The 21,313-nt window shown below is 44.5% G+C and carries 16 protein-coding genes and 2 pseudogenes; 10 read left to right on the top strand and 8 right to left on the bottom strand.

Annotated features, from left to right (window positions below; genetic code table 11):
• Positions 1-7: 7 nt before the first annotated feature.
• A complete protein-coding gene (locus H6759_05185; protein USN52377.1) occupies positions 8-2,848 on the top strand; it encodes a penicillin-binding protein in 2,841 nt (946 codons plus the stop codon).
• 79 nt (positions 2,849-2,927) lie between these two features.
• On the opposite strand, the gene dnaN is transcribed toward H6759_05185, so the two are convergent.
• Positions 2,928-4,061: a DNA polymerase III subunit beta gene (gene dnaN, locus H6759_05180; protein USN52376.1), complete on the bottom strand. Its 1,134-nt coding sequence runs from the start codon at positions 4,059-4,061 to the stop codon at positions 2,928-2,930.
• A gap of 379 nt (positions 4,062-4,440) precedes the next feature.
• Complete coding sequence (gene dnaA, locus H6759_05175; protein USN52375.1) at positions 4,441-5,844, bottom strand: chromosomal replication initiator protein DnaA; 1,404 nt, start codon at positions 5,842-5,844, stop codon at positions 4,441-4,443.
• Between the two features lie 163 nt (positions 5,845-6,007).
• Here dnaA and H6759_05170 point away from each other — a divergent pair, with 163 nt between their 5' ends.
• The 5 genes and pseudogenes from H6759_05170 (at position 6,008) to H6759_05150 (ending at position 8,358) form a co-directional block, all read left to right on the top strand.
• The gene (locus H6759_05170; GenBank protein USN52374.1) at positions 6,008-6,976 is read left to right on the top strand and encodes an AAA family ATPase; all 969 of its coding nucleotides are present in this window, start codon (positions 6,008-6,010) and stop codon (positions 6,974-6,976) included.
• A 263-nt stretch (positions 6,977-7,239) separates the two neighbouring features.
• Positions 7,240-7,410, top strand: a complete 171-nt coding sequence (gene rpmH, locus H6759_05165; GenBank protein ID USN52373.1) for a 50S ribosomal protein L34 — start codon at positions 7,240-7,242, stop codon at positions 7,408-7,410.
• Positions 7,411-7,454: 44 nt separating this feature from the next.
• On the top strand, positions 7,455-7,943 hold the full coding sequence (rnpA, locus tag H6759_05160; GenBank protein ID USN52372.1) for a ribonuclease P protein component: 489 nt from the start codon (positions 7,455-7,457) through the stop codon (positions 7,941-7,943).
• Positions 7,940-8,097, top strand: a pseudogene (gene yidD / locus H6759_05155) (membrane protein insertion efficiency factor YidD). Before rnpA ends, yidD begins: the two are co-directional and overlap by 4 nt.
• Before the next feature lies 1 nt (position 8,098).
• Positions 8,099-8,358, top strand: a pseudogene (locus H6759_05150) (DUF167 domain-containing protein).
• An 8-nt stretch (positions 8,359-8,366) separates the two neighbouring features.
• Here H6759_05150 and tig read toward each other — a convergent pair.
• The gene (tig, locus tag H6759_05145; GenBank protein USN52371.1) at positions 8,367-9,653 is read right to left on the bottom strand and encodes a trigger factor; all 1,287 of its coding nucleotides are present in this window, start codon (positions 9,651-9,653) and stop codon (positions 8,367-8,369) included.
• 120 nt (positions 9,654-9,773) lie between these two features.
• Between tig and ychF the strand changes: the two genes are divergently transcribed.
• Entirely contained in the window at positions 9,774-10,856 is a 1,083-nt protein-coding gene (gene ychF, locus H6759_05140; GenBank protein ID USN52370.1) for a redox-regulated ATPase YchF, read from the top strand.
• A gap of 38 nt (positions 10,857-10,894) precedes the next feature.
• On the opposite strand, the gene recA is transcribed toward ychF, so the two are convergent.
• From recA to H6759_05125, 3 genes are all read right to left on the bottom strand, one after another.
• Positions 10,895-11,980 (bottom strand): recombinase RecA, encoded by a 1,086-nt coding sequence (recA, locus tag H6759_05135; GenBank protein ID USN52369.1) that lies wholly within the window; start codon positions 11,978-11,980, stop codon positions 10,895-10,897.
• A gap of 134 nt (positions 11,981-12,114) precedes the next feature.
• A complete protein-coding gene (locus H6759_05130; GenBank protein ID USN52368.1) occupies positions 12,115-12,735 on the bottom strand; it encodes a hypothetical protein in 621 nt (206 codons plus the stop codon).
• A 473-nt stretch (positions 12,736-13,208) separates the two neighbouring features.
• The gene (locus H6759_05125) at positions 13,209-14,411 is read right to left on the bottom strand and encodes a ComEC/Rec2 family competence protein (protein ID USN52367.1); all 1,203 of its coding nucleotides are present in this window, start codon (positions 14,409-14,411) and stop codon (positions 13,209-13,211) included.
• A 56-nt stretch (positions 14,412-14,467) separates the two neighbouring features.
• Between H6759_05125 and H6759_05120 the strand changes: the two genes are divergently transcribed.
• A complete protein-coding gene (locus tag H6759_05120) occupies positions 14,468-15,382 on the top strand; it encodes an NAD-dependent epimerase/dehydratase family protein (protein ID USN52366.1) in 915 nt (304 codons plus the stop codon).
• Here the strand turns inward: H6759_05120 and H6759_05115 are convergent.
• Positions 15,364-16,659, bottom strand: coding sequence for a UDP-glucose/GDP-mannose dehydrogenase family protein (locus H6759_05115; GenBank protein USN52365.1), 1,296 nt, complete (start codon positions 16,657-16,659; stop codon positions 15,364-15,366). The two genes, H6759_05120 and H6759_05115, sit on opposite strands and share 19 nt — an antisense overlap.
• Positions 16,660-16,748: 89 nt before the next feature.
• Here H6759_05115 and H6759_05110 point away from each other — a divergent pair, with 89 nt between their 5' ends.
• Positions 16,749-19,055 (top strand): DNA translocase FtsK 4TM domain-containing protein, encoded by a 2,307-nt coding sequence (locus H6759_05110; GenBank protein ID USN52364.1) that lies wholly within the window; start codon positions 16,749-16,751, stop codon positions 19,053-19,055.
• A gap of 3 nt (positions 19,056-19,058) precedes the next feature.
• Positions 19,059-19,760: a helix-turn-helix domain-containing protein gene (locus tag H6759_05105; protein ID USN52363.1), complete on the top strand. Its 702-nt coding sequence runs from the start codon at positions 19,059-19,061 to the stop codon at positions 19,758-19,760.
• A gap of 101 nt (positions 19,761-19,861) precedes the next feature.
• On the opposite strand, the gene H6759_05100 is transcribed toward H6759_05105, so the two are convergent.
• Positions 19,862-21,058 (bottom strand): hypothetical protein, encoded by a 1,197-nt coding sequence (locus tag H6759_05100; protein ID USN52362.1) that lies wholly within the window; start codon positions 21,056-21,058, stop codon positions 19,862-19,864.
• Positions 21,059-21,313 lie beyond the last annotated feature (255 nt).

The following is a 21,313-nucleotide window of genomic DNA, read 5'->3' as shown; positions in this document are numbered from 1 at the left end:
GCCAAATATGCCAAATGAAATGAACGTAAAAAAGCCCTCCGGACGCCAATGGACCAAGTTTTGGCGGATTATCAGACCTCTTAGCCTTATTGCGCTTGGATTATTCGCGCTTTCATTATTTGTTTTCACGGTTTTCGCTGCTTGGGTAAGTCGCGACCTTCCGGACCCTAATTCTTTGATTACAAGAGAGGTTGCCCAGTCCACGCAGATCTATGATCGCACCGGAACCCACCTTTTATACGAAATTCACGGTGATGAAAAACGAACATTGATTGCTTATGAAGATATTCCAAAATCAATGTATCAAGCTGTTATCTCTATCGAAGATCGTGGCTTTTATGAACATAATGGTATCTACTGGTTTGGCTTAGCGCGTGCTGTTATCGTAAACACTCTTAAAGGCCAACGCATTTCTGGTACTTCAACACTTACGCAACAACTCGTACGTAATGCCATTCTTACTACCGAACGTTCGTGGATCAGAAAAATTAAAGAAGTTATCATCTCATTACAAATCGAACGCAAGTTAAGCAAAGAACAAATCATTCAGCTCTATCTTAACGAAATTCCGTTTGGCTCAAACCTCTATGGTATTGAGTCTGCTTCACAATCATATTTTGGCAAATCCGCAAAAGACTTAACGATTGATGAATCTGCTTTTCTTGCTGCGATTATTCAGCGTCCTGAATACTTTAACCCTTATGGCAACGGTTACTACGGCGATCAGCGTGAGGCGCTAAAAAATAGACAACATCTTGTTTTAGAAAAAATGAAAGAACAAGATTACATCAACCAAGAAGAATATGATGCTAACGTTGCTGTTGATACATTAAAAAAACTTAAACCTCGTACCGTTGGCAATATCGAAGCTCCACACTTTGTGATGTATGTAAAAGGTGAGCTTGTTGAACGATATGGAATCAGCACCGTAGAACGCGGTGGACTTAAAGTCATCACAACGATCGATTACGATAAACAAAAAATCGCCGAAGATGAAATTGTAAAAGGCGTAGAGAGTCGTGGCGCTCGTTATAACTTTAGCAATGCAGCACTTATCGCTCTTGACCCTAAAACAGGTCAAATCATGAGCATGGTTGGTTCTAAAGATTACTTTGATAAAAGTATTCAAGGTGAAGTAAACGTAACATTGAGTCGTAATCGCCAACCAGGTTCTAGCTTTAAACCTATTATTTATGCTGCAGCTTTTGAGAAAGGCTACCTTCCAGAAACAAAAATCTGGGATGTTCTTACGACGTTTAAAACAGACGTTGGAAACTATGAACCAAAAAACTATGACTTTAGAGAGCATGGTCCTGTTACCTTACGGTCTGCTTTAGCTGGTTCACTTAATATCCCTGCGGTAAAAGCAACCTATCTTGTTGGCGTAGGCGGTGTTATCGATTTTGCAGAAAAACTTGGTTATACCACCTTTGAAAACCGTTCTGATTTTGGCTTATCAATTGGACTTGGTGGCGGTACTGTTACGGCTCTTGAGCATGCAAATGCCTTTGCGGCATTTGCTCAAGACGGCAAACAAAAACCTATCGCTGCCATTCTTAAGGTAGAAAAGCCTGATGGTACTGTTCTTGAAGAATGGAAAGACCCCGAAGCAAAACAGGTTGTCGAACCACAGGTTGCAAGACTGCTTACAGATATTATGTCCGATAATAATGCTCGTACATTTATCTTTGGTAGCAAAAACAGCCTCACCTTACCGGACCGCCAAGTGGCAGCTAAAACTGGTACAACAAATAACAATAAAGATGCGTGGACAGCAGGATTTACACCAAACCTCGTAAGCGTTGTCTGGGTAGGTAATACCGACGGAAAAGAAATGAAGAGTGGTGCTGACGGCTCCATTATCGCTGCACCTATCTGGCAAAACTATATGCGTCGCGCTACACAAGGAATGGAAAAAGAAACGTTTATCAAACCAGCACCATCGAATACCGATAAACTCGCCATCCTTGGTCAAAACGTAGAGAGACTTGTTAAGGTAAATAAATTAAACAATAAACTCGCAACCGAATTTACCCCTCCTGATCTTGTTGAAGAACGCTTAGTACATGAAGCGCATACAATTCTTTATTACATTGATAAAGACAATCCACTAGGTCCGAACCCTGTTAATCCTGCCGCTGATCCGCAATTTGTTAACTGGGAGGCAGGTGTTCAGTCCTACGTACAAAAGACACAATGGATGGCGACATCAACAGCACCAACAGAAAGCGACGATCTATTTACGCCAGAAAATAAACCAAATCTCACCATTCAATCACCTCAAGATAATACAACTATATCGAGTCGAAATCTTACGATACAAACCTCGGTAGAATCACCAAGAACAATAAAAACCGTATCCGTCACAATAGATGACATCCTTATTGGTACAGCGAACAATTACCCTTGGACTATTTACGCAACAATCCCAAATAGCATTGAATCTGGTTACAGAACACTAAAGATACGTGCAGAAGACGAGTTGGGCGCCTTTGATGAAAAGGTTATTCAAATCAATCTTACGGCAGCTCCCGATGCCTCACTCTCTGGCTTTAATCTTCTTTCACCACAACGAAATGAACGATGGTCTAGGTCTTCGTTTCCGAGATCATTTATCATTCACTCGGATCAACCAACGCGCTATCAAAGAATAACCGTCACTCTAGTTAACAAAGACACCAGTGAACGTATTCTTGTAGGGTCGATACAATTTCCTACAGAAGAGCAGACGGGTTTCACGCTCTCTGCTGGACCAGCTACCGGCGAGTACACGGTAGAAGCAGAAGCGACACAAAAAGATGGTGAAACTATAGACTTAGTAACCGAACAACTAAAAATAACCCCGTAATAACAAAGCCCCCAATTGGGGGCTTTGTGTATAACTTTTTATGTATAAGTGGATAACTTATCCTCATCAATATCGCTCATTATGAGCGAATAGGCATGATGATATAACTAAATCCTTCGGTGCCTTTACTTGAGAGTGTAACGGGATTCATTCCATCAATACATTGAAATTCTACTTGATCGCCTGTGAGGACGCTCAGACCATCTGAGAAGTATTTGTAGTTGAGTATTACCTTGTTTACTGATTCTCCGCTTATATCGGCCTTCAGGGTCGAGCTATGAGCTCCTGTCCCAGTATCAGAGGACGAAATTGTCATACCTTTGGTTGCATCGATCTCTACATGGATATCAAATACCCCTTGGCGAGCAAATAATGAAGCAGCTTTAATCGCTTTTTGAAGCTCTGACTTAGCAACAATACATTTTGTTTTACTTTCAGAAGGCATGATTTGTCGGTAGGGAGGAAAACTCCCTTCGATAAGCCTCGAGATAAGCTCAACTTTACCGTAGGTCATCACCATCTGACTTTCTGTAATAGACCAGTCGATTGTTTCAGGCATATCAACATCGTCTTTATACGCAGAGATAATACGTCCCATTTCTTGCATTGCTCGAGAAGGGACAATACAGTGCTTCGCTTCTTTACTACCACCTTCGATATGAAAAATACGCTCTGACAAACGATAAGAATCTGTGGCAGCAAAAACCACTTTCTCTTCTTCGTTCTCGCTATTAAAGAAACAAGCGACACCACCAAGCTCTGGGCGAGCCTCCGAAGCTGATACAGCAAAGACTGTTTGCGAAATGGCGAGTTTGAGCGCTTCGGCATTGATCTGGTAGCCAGCATCTAAAGCGAGTTTCGGGATAAGTGGAAACTCAGAGCTAGGCATCCCCCTCATCGTCGTTGATGAACCATGGGCTCGTACCTCTAAAATATCATCCTTCACAATAAGCTCCACCTTACCCGAAGGGAGGAGCGAAATATAATCCTGTAGAAGTTTTGCAGGGACGGTAAATTCTCCTTGTGCTTCAACAACTCCACGAACTTGAGCGCTAATCGCCATCTCAAGATTTGTAGAGAATAATTTTAAACCACCTCCCTCAGTCTTTAATAAGACATTTCCTAGGATAGGAAGGTTTGTTTGTTTGGCCGTGATATGACTCACGAGTGATAAACCTTGTAAGAGGTTTTCTTGGGTACAAGCTATATGCATATCGATAAGAAGATCTTTTCATCCCGGGTTAGAAGAATCAAGTTATGTATAAAAACAGTAGTAATAGTAAGGGGTGTGGACAGTGTGGATAGCTCAAATAACCGCTATGCTTAGGCAAGTATCTAAGTTTATTTACCCACAAGCTCTGTGCACCTATAAGGGACTCGCTGTGTACTAGTCGCTACATCATTTAAAGTGATCAAAGTTATCCTTTCTTCATCCACAAGCTTTAGACCCATAAACACACAGCTTTATACACAAGACCTCGCGACCACTGCTTTAAGAAATAAAGCTTTGATCGCGAGGTCTAATCTTGTGAAAAACAGATAGTTATCCCCAGATAATGTGGATAACCTGGGTTTATCCTCCGCTTAACATGTTAATGACTCTGATTATAGATCTTTTCTCGTAGAAGAGTGATGTCTTGCTTGAGTTGCTCATCGGTCTTGATGAGGTTCGTGATTTTTTCGCAGGCATGCATTGCGGTGGTGTGATCACGTCCACCAACCTGGTCACCGATAGCAGGATAAGAGCACTTAATCTCTTCTCTCAGCATGTACATGGCGATTTGTCTTGGATGAGCGAGGCGCTTTTCACGGCTTTTACCAAGCATTTCTTCCATGGTGATATCAAAGTAGGTATTTACCGTCTCTAAAAGAAGTTTTGGAGTGATCGAACGCTTGGTAATGGTAGGCGTGAAGCTCTGTAATAATGGCTGTACAGATTCAAGCGTTGGAGGAATGTTTTTAAATTGATGGTAGGCGATGATTTTATTTAATGCTCCCTCAAGCTCACGAATATTTGATTGAATGGATCCTGCGATTGTGTGAAGAATATCAACAGAGAGTGGATAGTTCTTTTCGCGTGTTTTTGCCTGCAAGATTGCCACACGTGTTTCAAAATCAGGTTTTGAGATGTCTGCCATCATGCCCCATTCAAAACGCGATTGGAGACGACTTTCGAGCGTTTGAATGTCTTTTGGTGGACGATCCGATGTAATAACAATCTGTTTATTTGCTTGATGAAGTGCGTTAAAGGTATGGAAAAACTCTTCTTGTGTACCTTCTTTGCCTTGTAAGAATTGAATATCATCAATAAGGAGCACATCTACCAAACGATAACGATCTTTAAATTCATTCATGCGACCACTGCGTACCGATTGAATGAATTCATTTGCAAAACGTTCGCAAGAAACATAACGAACTTTCGCATTTGGGTTTGTTTGTAAGACGTGATGCCCAATAGCTTGAACAAGATGTGTCTTACCCATACCAGCATCACCATGGATAAATAATGGGTTATAGACTTCACCGATTTTACTTGCAACGGCTTGGCAGGCGGCATGAGCAAGCTCATTGCCTTTACCTACAATAAACGCATTAAAAAGATAGCGAGGATTAAGCCCAATATCGTTAGAAGAATGTGTTTGTGGTGTAGATACAGGGGCTTCGGTAGCAAATGCCTGTGAAGATTCGCTGTACATGCCGCTCGCTGTTGGTGCGGGGGTGTTTTCTAAAGCGATTTGAGTAGTGTTTTTCACCTCAACGCGATAAACGATCTCACGGACAGGTAGATTGGACGCATTACGCAAAGCACGAACAATTTGATCGTTATATTTCTTTTGTAACCAAGCTTGTGTGAATGTGTTTGGGACACAAACGGTCGCTTTTGAGCCTTCGATCTGGGCTAAGTAGGTATTTTTAAACCAGGTCGTGAAATTTGCTTTCGTGAGAGAGAGCTCAAGTTCACCTAGTGAAGCTTGCCACAACGCTTGAAGATCCATAGTTAGTCACGATATTTCCAGCTGTGTATAAGTGTGTCAACTTTTTGACATCGCTGTGGAAGAAATGTGCATAACAAAAAGAAAAATACTTTTCTCTAATAGTTTTGACGATGGTTTACGAGAGGACTACGATTGAACCAGGTCTTTCACAAAGAGGTTTGCCGTGGATTCTTCTGCGCCAAGTAGCAAAACAAGTATCGAAATTGAGCGGCGCTTTCTTGTGAAGCGCATCAAGACAAATAAGCCATTGTCAGGATGTACCAAGGATCATATTTCGCAAGGATACTTTGGTTCATTGCCCGGAAAAACGATGCGAGTACGCATCAAAAACAATAGTACGACTATTTTTACCGTAAAACGTGGTTCTGGGATCTCGCGAGACGAGATTGAGACGACGGTAATAAATGAGAATATCGGTAAGGCGGCACTCGACGCTTGTGTCTTTACCCTGTCCAAGACGAGATATACTTTTGATGGCTGGGAGTTGGATATTTTTGAGGGTCCGCTAAAGGGTCTTGTGCTTCTCGAGCGTGAACTTTTATCAGAAGATGAGGAGCTGCCGCCTTTTCCGGATTTTCTTGAGATGGATCAAGAAGTAACAAATTCGATTAATAATTTGGCCCTCGCCGAAGCAAGCGCCATGCTTACCGAGAACGTAGATCCAAACCAGCTTCTTACGCTCATGTCAGTCACTCCGCTGCCGATGGTTGTTCTGACGGGTGGGCCATGCTCTGGTAAGAGCACCTCGATGCAGGAGTTGCGCGAGCGGTATCCAGAACTCGCTTTTGTGCCAGAAGTAGCAACCATTGTTATTGCTCAGGTAGGTATTAGGCCGCCTGTGGGTGATGCTGTGGGCTCAGCGAAGTTTCAAAAGCTGATCTATGCCGTTCAACGTGCTTTTGAGCATGCGGCCCAAGATCAGGCGATCCGTGATGGCAAAAAAGCCATCATTCTCGATCGCGGTAGCATGGATAATGCTGCTTATATCGACGGAGGTGTAGAGACACTTACGAGCCTCCTCCGTACTACTCGAGAAGCAGAGTATGCTCGCTATCAAGCAGTAATCTGTCTCTCTCAACCGAGTCAAGAAGTCTACGAACGTATGCGGAGCAATAACCCCGCCTCGTTCTGAAGACTACGAAACCGCAGAAGCGCTTTCAGAACGGATAAAAAACGCATGGAGGCAACACCCTTGTTGCTATATGGTCCCAAAGGGCGATCAATGGCAAGAGGTATCAATGTCGGTTCACGAAACACTTTCTTCGCTCGTAAAGGGCTCTAAAACAAGGCTCAGCTAGTAACAAAATACTATTTTGTGAACGCTGGGCCTTCTTTCATCCCTAACTATTGCCAAAAAACACTTTTAGCCTAAGATCCCGTCCATAGATTAACCCTATGGCTACAAAAAGAACTTATCAGCCGCGCACCAGACGCCGCGCCCGCGTACATGGCTTCCTTGCACGCATGAAGACCAAGGACGGAGTAGCGGTTTTAGGCCGCCGCCGCGCCAAGGGTCGTAAGACGATTGCAATTAAAACAACGCAAGTTGTTCGCTCACGTCGCTAAAAGAATAGGGCTGGTAGTTATGCTACTAGCCCCTTTTTTATTTTATGCTAGCTCAACCAGACCGCTTACGTCGTAAACGTGATTTCGCGCTCTTATCGCAAAAAGGGCGTGTTGTGTATGCGCAAGAATTTACCTTACGCTTTCGCCCATCAGAGACAACGAAGATTGGTTTTGTTGCATCTACAAAAGTATTTAAGCGCGCCAATAAACGTAATCGCGTAAAACGTCGCATGCGTGCAGCTTTGCGTGATCTGCAAACAAACTGGCCAGAAAAACTTGATCTCATGTTTATGATCAAAGCCAATGTTCTTGATGTTGATTTTGCCGTGCTCAAACAATCTATCTTGCACGCCTTCGAAAAGATTCCAGCAGCGCTTGCATTACCGCCAACGCCAAGAAAAACATCAAAGCAAAGCGCAAAACATCAGTCGTTTATAAAAAGACGTATGAGTCCACTTGCATGGATGGGTGTAATGCTTATTAAACTTTATCAAAAACGCTATCACCCGATCATGGCCCACTTCGTCATGTGATAAGAAATCGTACCTGTAGATTTCATCCAACTTGCTCTGAATACACCGAACAAGCGATTCGAAAATACGGTTTTTTAAAGGTGCGTGGTTAGGAGCAAAACGTATTACGCGTTGCCATCCTTGGAATGAAGGTGGATTCGATCCAGTGCCATAGTATGCAAATAAAAGTAAAAGTTACACCACGCAGTAGTAAGTCCGAAGTGATGGGGAGAAGGAGGGCGTTTTAATCGTAAAGCTCAAATCAGCTCCTGTTGACGGTGAAGCAAATGAAGAGCTTATACAAGTATTATCAAAGTACTATGATTGTTCTAAGTCACAGATTACTCTAAAGAAAGGTTTGACCGGAAGAATAAAAACAATTTTGATTGAAAAGATTAATAAAAAAAACACTCTTGTTACAGAGTGTTGTTTTTAAACTAAGCTTCAATACATTTTGCCTTTTAAAAATTCGATGGTTTTACGATTACGCATTTGAATCGAGACGTATTCGCGATATTCAGGAGAGATTACTCGCTCACGTGATGCAGCGTCATCAGCTGGAATTTGATCAAGAATAGTGTCTATCTCTTTATCAATTTCCTCTTCTGTTACATCGAGGTTTTCTTTTACCGAAACTTCTTTAATCAAAATCGCTGTATTGATGCGACGGATAGCTTGTTGAATGAAATCAAGCTTAAGATCGTCTTTTGATTTATTGATGGAGGCAAGATAGTTTTCCATCGTCATACCTTGTTCTTCGATGCCGTGCTCGAGTTCTTTCATCATACGATTTACTTCTTCGTTGATAAGAACATCAGGCACTTCGCCAAAGGTCGAAGCATCAACAAGTTTCTCGAGCATTTGAATTTCGGCTGCCTCTGCTGCGCGAGATTCGGTTTCGTTTACGAGATTCTCTTTAAGCTTAGAACGTAGTTCGGCGATGCTTTCAAGACCATAAGCTTTTGCAAACTCATCGTTTGCTGTTGGCATCTTGCGTTCAAAAACACCTTTTGTCGTTGTTTTAAAAGTAATGTCTTTACCAGCCAAGTGTTGTTGATAATGGTTGTCAGGAAAAGGAAGAACAAATGATTTTTCTTCGCCTTCTTTTACGCCGACGAGCTGTTCAGCCATACCAGGGATATAGTGTGGCTCGCTAAGATAGACTTTATAATCAGTACCTTTACCGCCTTCGAGAGTAACGTTGTTGTGTAACATCTCCATATCAATCATCACCATATCTTCGAGCGTTGCTGCACGGTCAACCTTAAGATCTTCAGCACGCATCTTTCTCATTTGATCAACCGCTTCTTCTACCTGGGCGTCATTGATTTCTGTTTTGTTCTTTGTGACTTTTCCAGCACTGTAATCAGCGAGTTTTTGGATTGTCGGAACAATTGAAACAATAGTGGTAAATTTAATCGTTTGACCTGGTGTAAGCGTATCCATCGTAATAGAAGGGGAGCCAACCGTGTTTAGCTTTTCTGCCAAAACAGTCTTTACATACGCACCACGAACAATGCGTTCGATTGCTGTCTCAAGAATCGCCATTTCGCCATGTGTACGTTTTACGTCTTCGTAAGTTGCATGGCCTGGACGGAAGCCTGGCAAAGGCTTTGCTTTTGAGATTTCTTTTGCTGCTTCTTCGAGATACGGAAGAGCTTCGCTCCATTCGACTTCGAAGGAGATTTGAACCTGCGCTTTTGGCAGGAGGGTGGTCTTGGACGTAGGCATAGTTGCGCGGATTCTAGTAAAAATAAGCCATTTCGTCAATAAAGGCCTCACGAAGAGGTTTATGCAAAAAAGACAAAAAACTTGTCTTTTTTTTCATAAAACGCTACGCTCCGCGACATTATGGCTCTACAAATCGGTATCGTCGGTCTACCAAATGTCGGTAAATCCACCATGTTTAGTGCAATCACCAAAAAACAGGTAGATTGCGCCAACTATCCATTCTGCACTATTGACCCAAATGTGGGTGTTGTTGAGGTACCTGACGAGCGCTTAGCTGTTTTATCAAAGCTTAGTGGTAGTAAAAAAATTATTCCTACTATTATTGAGTTTGTTGATATTGCAGGTTTGGTAAAAGGCGCCGCCGAGGGCCAGGGTCTCGGCAATAAGTTCTTAGCCAATATTCGCGAGACGGATGCCATCGCTCAAGTGGTTCGTGCTTTTGAAAACGACGATATTTTGCACGTCGATGGTTCGATTGATCCTGTTCGTGATGCAGATACTATTAATACAGAACTTGCTCTTGCTGATCTTGAGCAGCTCACCAAACGTTCTCAGACAATTGAGAAGCAGATGAAGAGCGGTAAAACAAAAGATCTAGAATTAGAGTTTGCGATCGTTAAACGTTGTATCGAAAACGTAAACAATGGAGTGATGCTACGCGAACTTGAATGGACGGATGATGAACGGGCAATGTTAAAACATTTACATTTACTTACCATGAAGCCAATGCTTTATGTGGTAAACGTTAACGAAGATCAATTACAAGACGGTTCTTGGAAGCAGCGCGTCGAAGGGCTTAAGGGTTTATTAGTACCGGTATGTGTAAAGCTAGAATCGGAGCTCATGAATGTAGAAGGTGAAGAAAAAAAGGAGCTGCTCGAAATGGCAGGACAAACAGAATCTGGTCTCGATCTACTTATTAAAGAGTCTTATAGACTGCTTGGTTTGATCACCTATCTCACCACAGGTGAAGTTGAAACAAGAGCATGGACAGTAAAAGTTGGTACAAAAGCCCCACAAGCAGCTGCTGTTATTCACACAGATTTTGAGAAAAACTTTATCCGCGTAGAAGTAACTCCTTACGAAGACTATGCGCGTGAAGGAGGCGAAAGTGCCTGTAAAGCAAAAGGTCTCATGCGTGTAGAGGGTAAAGACTATGTCATGCAAGATGGTGACGTGTGTTACTTCAGAGTAAACGCCTAAATACAAAACACTCCGTCAACGGAGTGTTTTTTCTAAGCCTATTCTTCAGGAGGAGCTTCTTCTATCTCATCACTGTCATTGTCTGGATCTGCTTTTGCAGGAACAGCCGTTTCTGATGCTTGCCAAATAGCAATGGCTTTTTCGCGAATTTCTTTGATCATGCTTGGGCGTTCACGTAATCCTGCTTTGGCGTTTTCACGTCCCATACCCAGTTTTTCCCCGTTAAATGAGTAGGAGTGACCTGATTTTTGAATAACGCCAAGCTCAGTACCAACGTCCAAGATATCACCCGCGAGCGAAATGCCTTCGTTATACATGATATCAAATTCACAGGTGCGGAAAGGTGCTGCGACTTTGTTTTTAACAACTTTTACCTTTACGTGATTACCGATAATTTTATCTCCTAGTTTGATTTGTGCTGCACGACGAATCTCAATACGTAAGGAAGAATAGAACTTAAGCGCATTACCACCAGTGGTTGTTTCTGGATTGCCAAACATCACGCCAATCTTCATACGAATTTGGTTAATAAAGATAACCGTTGTATTTGATCTTGATACAATAGCTGTGAGCTTACGAAGGGCTTGGCTCATCAAACGAGCATGTAAGCCCATATGCGAATCACCCATTTCACCATCAATTTCAGCTTTTGGTGTAAGTGCTGCTACGGAGTCGATAACGATAACATCAATAGCATTTGAGCGAACCAAGGTTTCTACAATGTCGAGCGCTTGCTCACCATTATCTGGTTGAGAGATAAGAAGGTTGTCTACGTCTACACCAATTTTACGTGCATAATCTGGATCGAGAGCATGTTCTGCATCAACAAAGGCAGCAACGCCACCACGCTTTTGTGCTTCGGCAATAATATGTTGAGCGAGCGTTGTTTTACCAGATGATTCAGGTCCGTAGATTTCTACAATACGTCCACGCGGTACACCGAGTACACCAAGCGCCATATCGATAGAGAGACAGCCTGTTGGGATAGCTTCTACCTGCATTTTGCGTGCCTCACCAAGTTTCATGATGGAGCCTTCGCCAAATTTTTCTTTGATTTGGTCGATTGCGCCTGAGATAGCTGCTTTTTTACCGGAGCTTTCGTCGGTTGTTGTTTTTTTGGCCATAGATAAAGTGTTCTGTTTATGTTCTATACGATAGGATGAATGAAAAGGAGTGTAAAGTGTTACCTGTGGATGAATGAAGAAAAGCCCCGCCGTTACAGGCGTAAACGGAGGGGCTTTTAAGATGAGATATGAGGTTAACAAGGTTCGAAACCACATGTAAGCGGTATCCGTGGCTGAAGAATGGTTGAGTCGACCGCCGACGGACAAAGTTTGATATAAGGCGTCAGATCAACACCGTCACTTGTGACAGCGAGTAGACCGCGTCCAACGAGATCGCTGTCTTCAACCGTTGACCAATCAATAACGGATTCCCAGCTATCGCCGCAAGTTACGGTAAAGGCGACCCAGCCTTGCCAGGGATCATTCACTGAAACTGTGAGCGTATGATCTGGCTCCGAAAGATATTCTTCACCTTGTGGACCCCACAAATGAATGATGTGGCCTTGCATGCAGTTTGGGATAAGCCCCGAGCTCACTGATACACGCATTTGGCCATCCAAACGAGTGCCGCTCACACAGTTTTGCATAGGGGCTTCTTGAGTCCCTGCGTCTTGAGGGGTGTCATGATAAACAACACCCAGATCCAGAGCGATGTCATCTTCTTCCCAGGTCCAGTCACCCTCCCAAGAGGCGGGGATGTCGGTATTACCTGCATCTCCATCAAGAATGGGAGTACGAAAGGTGGCGGCGTTTGGAGTTTCACAACCAAACACAAACAAGAGAGCGCAAGAAATAAACAAACAAAGGTTACGCATAACAATTCTCCTTGATGGCGTTATTGCCGAAATGATCGCTACTAGTCACGAGCATATCGACAATAACGCCGCAGTTGTGCGCGTCGGAGGGTAGCGGGGTCAGGTTCGCTACCCTCCGGCACGGCACCACCAAATGAAGAGACCGAGGTCAACACATCATTATGACACAACATCAACGCTGAAAGTTTCAGAGCTGAGTGGTTGGTGATAGATAATGTGCTCCATCATTTGTTTTTACTCCTCGTGCAACGATATGCGTCCCAGACGTATCCAAGACGCCGCATGATTCTAGGCCGGTTATATCCCAGGTCACGCACTACCAGCGATGAGTAAAAAAATAGATTTGCTATTGTGTTTGCGAGGTCTCACGACCGCTATTTAACGATAGAGCGTATTAAAAAAGCAGACAAAAATGTAAGGAGATAAGAAAAACACCTAGTCATTATGCATATGTCTGTCGTGATGAATTATTGTCACGCGAGGGGAGACATGAAAGTATCGTCCGCCTCGTTATCCACATGACGACGTGAAAGTTTTTGTGCATAAAAGATCAGAATGCCCATCACGATCAATAAACTCGGTGTACGAAAAAGAACTTTCTGCCAAACACCATAAGGTAATGTGTCTGCGAGTTTCGCAATCCAAAGCATAGCGCTTAGCGATCCTTTTGCTGCCGTGCAACTATGCGTCCATTCGGGTAATAGTAGACAAAGCGAGCCAAGACTCATCGCCCAAGGCACAATAGGCACAGCAAAAAGATTGCTTATAAGGCCAAGTAAACTCACTTGCCCAAATGCCCAAGCCGCATATGGCATGGTCATAAGCGATGCAGCAGTTGACTCTGCAAAGAGTGAGCGAAGTAGGGTTATTTTGAAATAGGGTTCAAGTTTTTTATTAAGCGCTGCTCCATAAGACATAAGTCCCCAGGTAGCAAAAAACGATAAGGCAAAAGCCGGATCAAAGAAGAGTGCGCAAGGACGAAAGAACACAAAAAGCGCACACGAAACCAAAAGGAGACGTGGACCATTTGCAAAACGTCCCGTGAGAGGGGCAGCGGCTGAAAGTATTGCCATAATGCCAGCGCGTACAACCGGTGCTTGCAACCCAACAAAAAGAATAAACAACACAATGACGCAGAACAAAAGACCTACCATCGATCGTTTGTGTAGAGCGAGTCCACCAAGTAGAGAAAACAATGCAGCAGCAATAATAGAAAGGTTTGACCCACTTACAGCAACGAGATGTGTCATACCAGCATTCCGAAATGCGAGCTTCATTTCGCTACTTAAGCCACGCTCGCCATAGAGTGTTCCAGCGAGTAATGCTCCTTCGTCGCCCGGTAATCGTTTTTGTATGCGGTCGCTAAGAGATGTCCTCAAAGCAACGATCACAGGAATATCCGTTGTATTTTGTACGCATGCACTTGTTGAAAGAGACGTGCTCTTAAAAGGAACAAGATTTTTTACTCCAAGTGATGCTGATTCAAATCGCCAAATACCTAAACAACAACAAAGGAGTAACCCAATAAGGTGTGTAGATTCGATACGAAAAAGAAATATATAAAGAGCTAAGCAGCAACAAATACCGGTAACCATCAGCACATTACTAAAGGCGGCAAATGAAACACCAAGTAAAAACGCGAGCAAAAGATGCCCGCTAAATTGAGCAAAGGTCATATATACTCCGTTATCTGAAACTTGTTGCTTGTCAACGCGATCTTTATACTCAATTCATGTCACATTATCTCGTAACCGGTGGGGCCGGTTTTATTGGTTCGCATATTTGTGAGCAGCTTTTACAGCAAGGTCATCGTGTTCGTGTGCTTGATAATTTTTCTACTGGCAAACACGAAAATCTTGCAGAAGGCGTAGAACTTTTTGAAGCGGATATTTGTGATCTTTCTGCCATCCAACCTGCGTTTGTAGGTATTGATGGAGTTTTTCATCTTGCAGCTTACCCGAGCGTTACATTATCAATCGAGGATCCAATAAAGACACACGAAGTAAACGTAAATGGTACGTTAAATGTGTTTAAAGCCGCGAGTGACGCGGGTGTTAAGCGTGTTGTCTTTAGTTCATCTGCAGCGGTATATGGTAATCCAACAATGCTACCAACAACGACAAGCGCAAAAGCAGATCCTTTAAATCCCTACGCATTACACAAGTTTATTGGGGAGTTATATGCAAAGCAGTTTTCTACGCTATTCAATCTACCGATTGTAAGCTTGCGTTATTTTAATGCGTACGGCCCTCGCATGGCGGAGGTTGGTGCTTATGTAAATGTAATCTCTATTTTTGCTGGTCAGAAACGCGCCGGTAAGCCAATGTCCATTTTTGGTGATGGTAAACAAACGCGTGATTTTATTCATGTAACAGATATCGCGAAAGCAAATATTGCCGCAATGAGCTCAGAACAGATGAAAGGTGGCGAAGTATTTAATATTGGGTCTGGACAATCGTTTACCGTAAACACGGTGGCAGAAACAATGGGAGGGGAGAGTATTCATCTCGAAAACCCACGAGGTAAAGGCGATCCAGCGGATTCGTTAGCGGATATCACCGAGACAAAAGAAAAACTCGGCTGGACGCCGAGTATGAATTTTGAAAAAGGCTTAAAAGATTTGATGGATTATTGGAGTTTGTCGTGACCAATACGGTAGTAGTCGAACGCATCTAAACGCTTATCGTTTGCTTGTAGCATATTACGTGCGTCAAAAAGCACCTTGCCTCGCATTACTTCTGCTATCTTTACGAGATCTAGCTGTTTAAATTCTTCCCATTCAGTGGCGATAATGAGTGCGTCTACATCTTGTGCTGCCACCTCTGGAGAAATAACTCGCGCGAAGACCTGATTATGTTCATCTTCACCGCGAGCAGCTATTGGATCAAACGCTTTAACCATCGCGCCACGAAACACGAGATGTTTCATAATATCAATTGCCGGTGATTCACGAATATCATCGGTATTATTTTTAAACGCAATACCCAAGACGCCAATCGTTTTACCTGAAAGTCCATCGAGCGCTTTTTCGAGACGTTTTACCACATGTTCGCGCATGGTGATATTTGAATGATGTGCCGCCTCGATAATAGGTAAATCCATATCTTGCTCATGCGCCATATGTATCAGCGCTTTTACGTCTTTTGGAAAACACGATCCGCCCCAGCCTGGGCCTGGACGTAGTGATCCCATGCCAATACGTGGGTCCGTGCCAATACCTAAAGCAACTTCTTCAATAGAGGCACCTACTTTTTCGGCTAAGCGTGCGAGTTCGTTTATATAGCTGATTTTTGTGGCGATAAAGGAGTTTGCGGCATATTTTGTAAGCTCAGCAGAACGTGGTGACATAACGAGTTTCTGGCATGAGAGCGGAGCATAAAGCTCAAGCATGATCGCGGTCGCTTTATTTGAATCTGAACCAATAATAACGCGAGAAGGATTCATAAAGTCGTTCACAGCAACGCCTTCTCGCAAGATCTCAGGATTTGAAACAACATCAAAAGATTGTTGGGTATTTTTGGCAATGATGGTTTTTACTTGCTCGGCTGTTCCAACGGGTACCGTCGACTTATCAACGATAACGGCATAGCCTGTGAGCTGTTTGCCAATTTCTTCAGCAACCTGAAAAACAAATCGAAGATCAGCAGCGCCATCAGAAGATGCGGGCGTGCCGACCGCAATTAAGATCACTTCTGCATTAGTGAGTGCTTCGGTATAGTCGGTGGTAAAAGAAAGTGTGCCATGCGTTTGGTGGCGAACCACCATCTCCTCTAAACTTTCTTCATGAATAGGAATGATTCCTTTTTTTAATTTCTCAATCTTGCCGGCATCGGTGTCGAGACAGATAACATCATGACCAATTTCAGCAAAACAGGTCCCAGAGACAAGTCCTACATATCCTGTACCGATAACAGCGATTCTCATAGAACATTATAGTGCAGGGAGTGCCGATAAATGACAAGGTTCAAGGAGCTTTTTCTCTGAACACCTTTTGTGTTAGGATGAGCACAACCATGGCCAGAAGAAGGAAGCAATCTCTTGATTTGTCGTTAGACCCCGATACACGCAAGGCTGTCGGGTTTGTTTTCTTGTTTGCATTATCAACCCTGATGTTATTGGGTTTTTTTGATTTTGCAGGTGCATTTGGTCGCGCTTTAAGCGAGGCAATGGCCTATGTTTTTGGTTGGGATAAGCTTTTTGTGCCCTTTTTGTTGTTTGCTTGGATGTATCACATTCTTGCTCCGGATCGTCTTGTGCTGCATTTTCGTAATGTCATTGGATTCTTGTTAGTTTTTCTTTCATTAAATCCACTTATTCATGTTATTACGTTTGCCGATCAAGGCACATTGCCTATTGCTGACAGCGCATTAATGAATGCGGGCGGTAAACTCGGCATGATGTTAGCAGACCCATTTGTTGGGATGCTTGGGAGTGCTGGAGCAATCATTGTCTTTTTTGCACTCTTTATCTTGTCACTTTTGCTAGGATTTAATGTTTCGCTCAAACAGCTACTCTTTGTTATTGATGTAATTTGGAAGTCTATCGCGGCGCTTTGTCGTGCCATGGTTTTACCAATTATCCACTGGATAAAAGCAAGATCAGAAGCACGCGAACAAGCAGATAAGACGGTTTATAACTTGTATGATTCAGAAGAAGCTGTCGAAGAAGAGCCAAGCGACGACTTAGAAGAGGAGGAGGCTATTGATGAAGAGGAAGAAGAGGAGAGTGATGAGGAGGAAGAATCAGACGAAGAAGAATCCGAAGAGGAGGATGAAGATGTAGAAGATGATGAAGCGGCTCCTGTAAAGACAAAACGTCGTAGACAGCCACTTATCGAAGTCACGCCAGATTTACTTGAAAAACGTGATTCACGCCCTCAAGCAGGGGATATTGTTCATAATCGCGAAGTGATTCGTCGCACGCTCGAAAACTTTGGTATCCCTGTTGAGATGAACGAAGTATCAGTAGGTCCTACTGTGACGCAATTTGCCTTTAAACCATCAGAAGGGATTAAGCTTTCGCGAATTACGGCATTACATAATGATTTAGCTCTCGCCTTGGCGGCGCATCCTATTCGTATCGAAGCACCGATCCCAGGCAAATCGATGGTCGGTGTCGAAGTGCCAAATCAAACTATCGCTACAGTTGGCTTACGTGAGCTTATCGATTCAAAAGAATTTAAAGAACGTAAAAGCCCACTTACCTTTGTTTTGGGTAAAGACGTTTCAGGCAAGCCATGGGTAGCGGACTTGATCCGTATGCCGCATATGCTGGTAGCTGGTGCAACAGGTTCTGGTAAGTCTGTTTGTCTCAATACGATTATCATGTCGTACCTCTTTGGACTTGGTCCTGATGATGTAAAACTCATCATGGTTGATCCAAAACGTGTTGAGTTACAAAACTATAACGGTATTCCACACTTGCTCACACCGGTTATCACCAAGGTCCCAGAAACGGTAAACGCACTCAAATGGGCATTGCGTGAGATGGATCGTCGTTATGATCTTTTGGCACAAAAAGGCGTCCGTGACTTAGCGACGTTTAACCAACGCTATGCTCAAGAAAAGATGCCATATATCGTCATCATCATTGATGAGTTGGCTGATCTCATGGTGACGTCTGCTGCAGAAGTTGAAGGTCCTATTGTACGTTTGGCTCAAATGTCACGCGCAGTCGGTATTCACTTGATTCTGGCAACACAGCGTCCTTCGGTTGATGTTATTACGGGTTTGATCAAAGCAAATATCCCTGGTCGTATTGCCTTTGCCGTCGCCTCCGCAACAGACTCTCGCACCATTCTTGATCAACAAGGTGCAGAAAAACTTCTTGGTCGTGGTGATATGTTATTGTCGACGGCAGAGTTGCCAATGCCTAAGCGTATTCAAGGCTCCTTTGTCTCAGAAGCTGAAATCGCAAAAGTTGTTGAGTTTGTAAAATCACATTATGAACCGGTTGATTATGATTACACAGTTACCGAACGTCCTTCGGCAAATGCTACTGCTTTTGGAGGTGGGGGAAGCGACGAGGCAGACTCAGATCCATTAATTGATTTAGCAAAAGAAGAGATTTTACGCGCTGGTAAAGCATCCGCGTCATTGTTACAACGTCGTCTTAAGGTTGGGTATGCACGCGCCGCACGTATTCTCGACCTCTTAGAAGAAGAGGGCTTCATTGGTCCATCAGATGGTGCAAAACCACGTGAGATTTTGCAGGCAGAATTTACGCGCACTCAAGATCCAGCATTGTCAGCAGCCGTTGCCGCTACCGCAGCGACGATGGACATGAATACAGATGATGACGGTGACGAAGAAGGATTCTAATCTATGGCTTTTATCTTAAAAAAAGTAAACGGAACAGCAGCGCTTGGTCCAGATCTTATTGAGTTACGTGAGCGCGCGGGATTAAGCGTCGAAGAAGCAGCCAAGCTTTCAAAGCTGACCCCTGGTTTTATTCGTGCGCTCGAAGGCGAACGTTGGTCAGAGTTACCAGATCCTGCATACGTAGAGCGATTATTAAAAATGTATGTCTCGCGTTTTGGTGTAAGCGAGAGTTATTACTTACACAAATACCGTGATGGATTACGGTTACGAAAAATTGAAAAAGACGCCTCGCAATTTTTACCTCGACCGGTAAAAGTAGCCGCTAGCGCTTTTCTTGTTACGCCACGTTTATTTGCCGCAGCAGGATTTGCTCTCTTTATTTTGGCGCTTGGCGGATATGTTGTGTATCAAGCACGCACCATTACAAGCGCGCCTGAGCTACAAATTGTAACGCCTATCGATGGTGCGAGGCTTGATCAGCCGGAAGTATTTATTAAAGGTAAAACGGATGTCGGTGCATTGGTGATGATCAATGGCGCAGCAGCAGCGGTTTCGCCTGACGGGGATTTTGAACAAACTATTCGTATTCCACAAGGAACAACGATGTTGGTTATTACCGCCAAACGTCGTCGTGGTTCAGAGACGGTAGAGGTAAGGCGTGTGATGTATGAGCGTGCATTAACAGCGACAAGTACACAGCAATAAAAAGAGAGAAAAACGAAAACCCCCAGAGTACACCATACGGTATACACTGGGGGTCAGTTTTTTTGCTCAACGATTAGCAGTTGCTAATCGGAGCGGTGAGGTCACTCGGCGCTGGGAAGCTGAACGTTTTCCAGGTCTTCGAGCCCCTTCTTCTGCCTAGGCGTCGAAGCCTTCTTGGGCTTCTTCGTCGTGGCGGGAGGAGTGGAGGGCGTCTTGCCTTCTTCGCTGTTCTCGAGCATCCGCTTCTGCTTCGCCGTCAGCGGAGCGTCGCTCCGCTTCTCGTTGGCGACCGGCGGAGCGATGTCACCATCGCTCTCCTCGGTCGAGGAGGCATCGGAGGTCTCGTCCTCGTTGCCATCACTGGCGCTGAGGTCGTCGCTCACGTCGTCTGAGCTATCCTCGGGCGACTCGTCTTCGTCGTCGATCACGACGCCCTCGAGGTCCTGAGCCATGGTGTGAGTCAGCTTCGTGCTCTTCACCTTCTCGCGGATCTCGTCCATCTTGAGCTTCGGGTCGGTCGACACCTTCGTGTCTTGGACCTCCACGGGACCGAAGTAGGCCATCTTGGGGTCTACCTCGCCACCGAAGAACATCGGCGCGACGCTGTCGCCGGCGATGTCCACGATCTGCATGAGCAGATCGAGGTTGGCGCCGACGACCAGGAGGATGTAGCTCTTCAGAACCTGATCCTTGCTCGTGATGACGGCCGTGTCACGACGCTCTTCGAACTCAGGCCTGAAGCCCATGATGAGCGCGTCGCGCTCACCACCGTTCTCGAAGGTGCCGTGCGTGTTGACGCGTTGCATGAACGTACCAACGCGGTTTGGTCGCGACGAGACCTGGCCATTGCTGGCCGTGACGCGATCGAAGTTGTGAGCGTCCACCCACACACGGCGGACCGGACGATCCTTGCGACCGGGCTTCGTCAGGTCGTTCATGTTCATCACGAACATGGGGGGCGTGAAGAGCTCGCCCTGGTTGTCGACCATGGTGAGCAACTTCGTGCTGCGCTGGTTGAGGACCTGCCCCTTCATGAACCCCGCAAGAACGGGGTCGAGGCCGTTGCTTTCGATGAGCTCATCGCTCATGTCGAACATCTCTTCCTTCGCCAGCAACAAGCAGGCGAAGATCTGGAGCTGTAGCCGCCGCAAAAGGCGGTTGTTGCGAAGTTCGTACTGAGCTCCGCAGTGGTGGTCCAGGGGAGCGACGATGTCATTCGTCTCCTCCTGACTCACCTCACGACCGGCTGCCGCCGAAAGGATATTGGGATTCCTGGTGATGCTGAAGTTGAGGGACATTTTTTTCTCTTTCTTTTTCTTCCGCTTTGCGGATTTTAAGGAACGTTTTTTCCTCTAAACCCGAGGAGGGTTGCTTCGATATTCCACGAAGCGATATGGAGGTGATGGGACGGGGGAGAGAATTGCTCAGCCGCAGCCGAGGAATAGCCTGTCTTCCCCAACAAGTTGTTGAGGTGCCTCCTCCATATCGCTTAGTGTAATAGGGGGTCTCGGAGGTGTACTAAAGCAGTTCGCAATAGTACACCTCCGAGTAGA

Source organism: Candidatus Nomurabacteria bacterium (genome assembly GCA_023898425.1).
GTDB lineage: Bacteria > Patescibacteriota > Patescibacteriia > 2-12-FULL-60-25 > 2-12-FULL-60-25 > HK-STAS-PATE-2.
The sequence above is the reverse complement of the archived record's forward strand: the minus strand, read 5'-3'. Positions and strand labels throughout refer to the sequence as shown.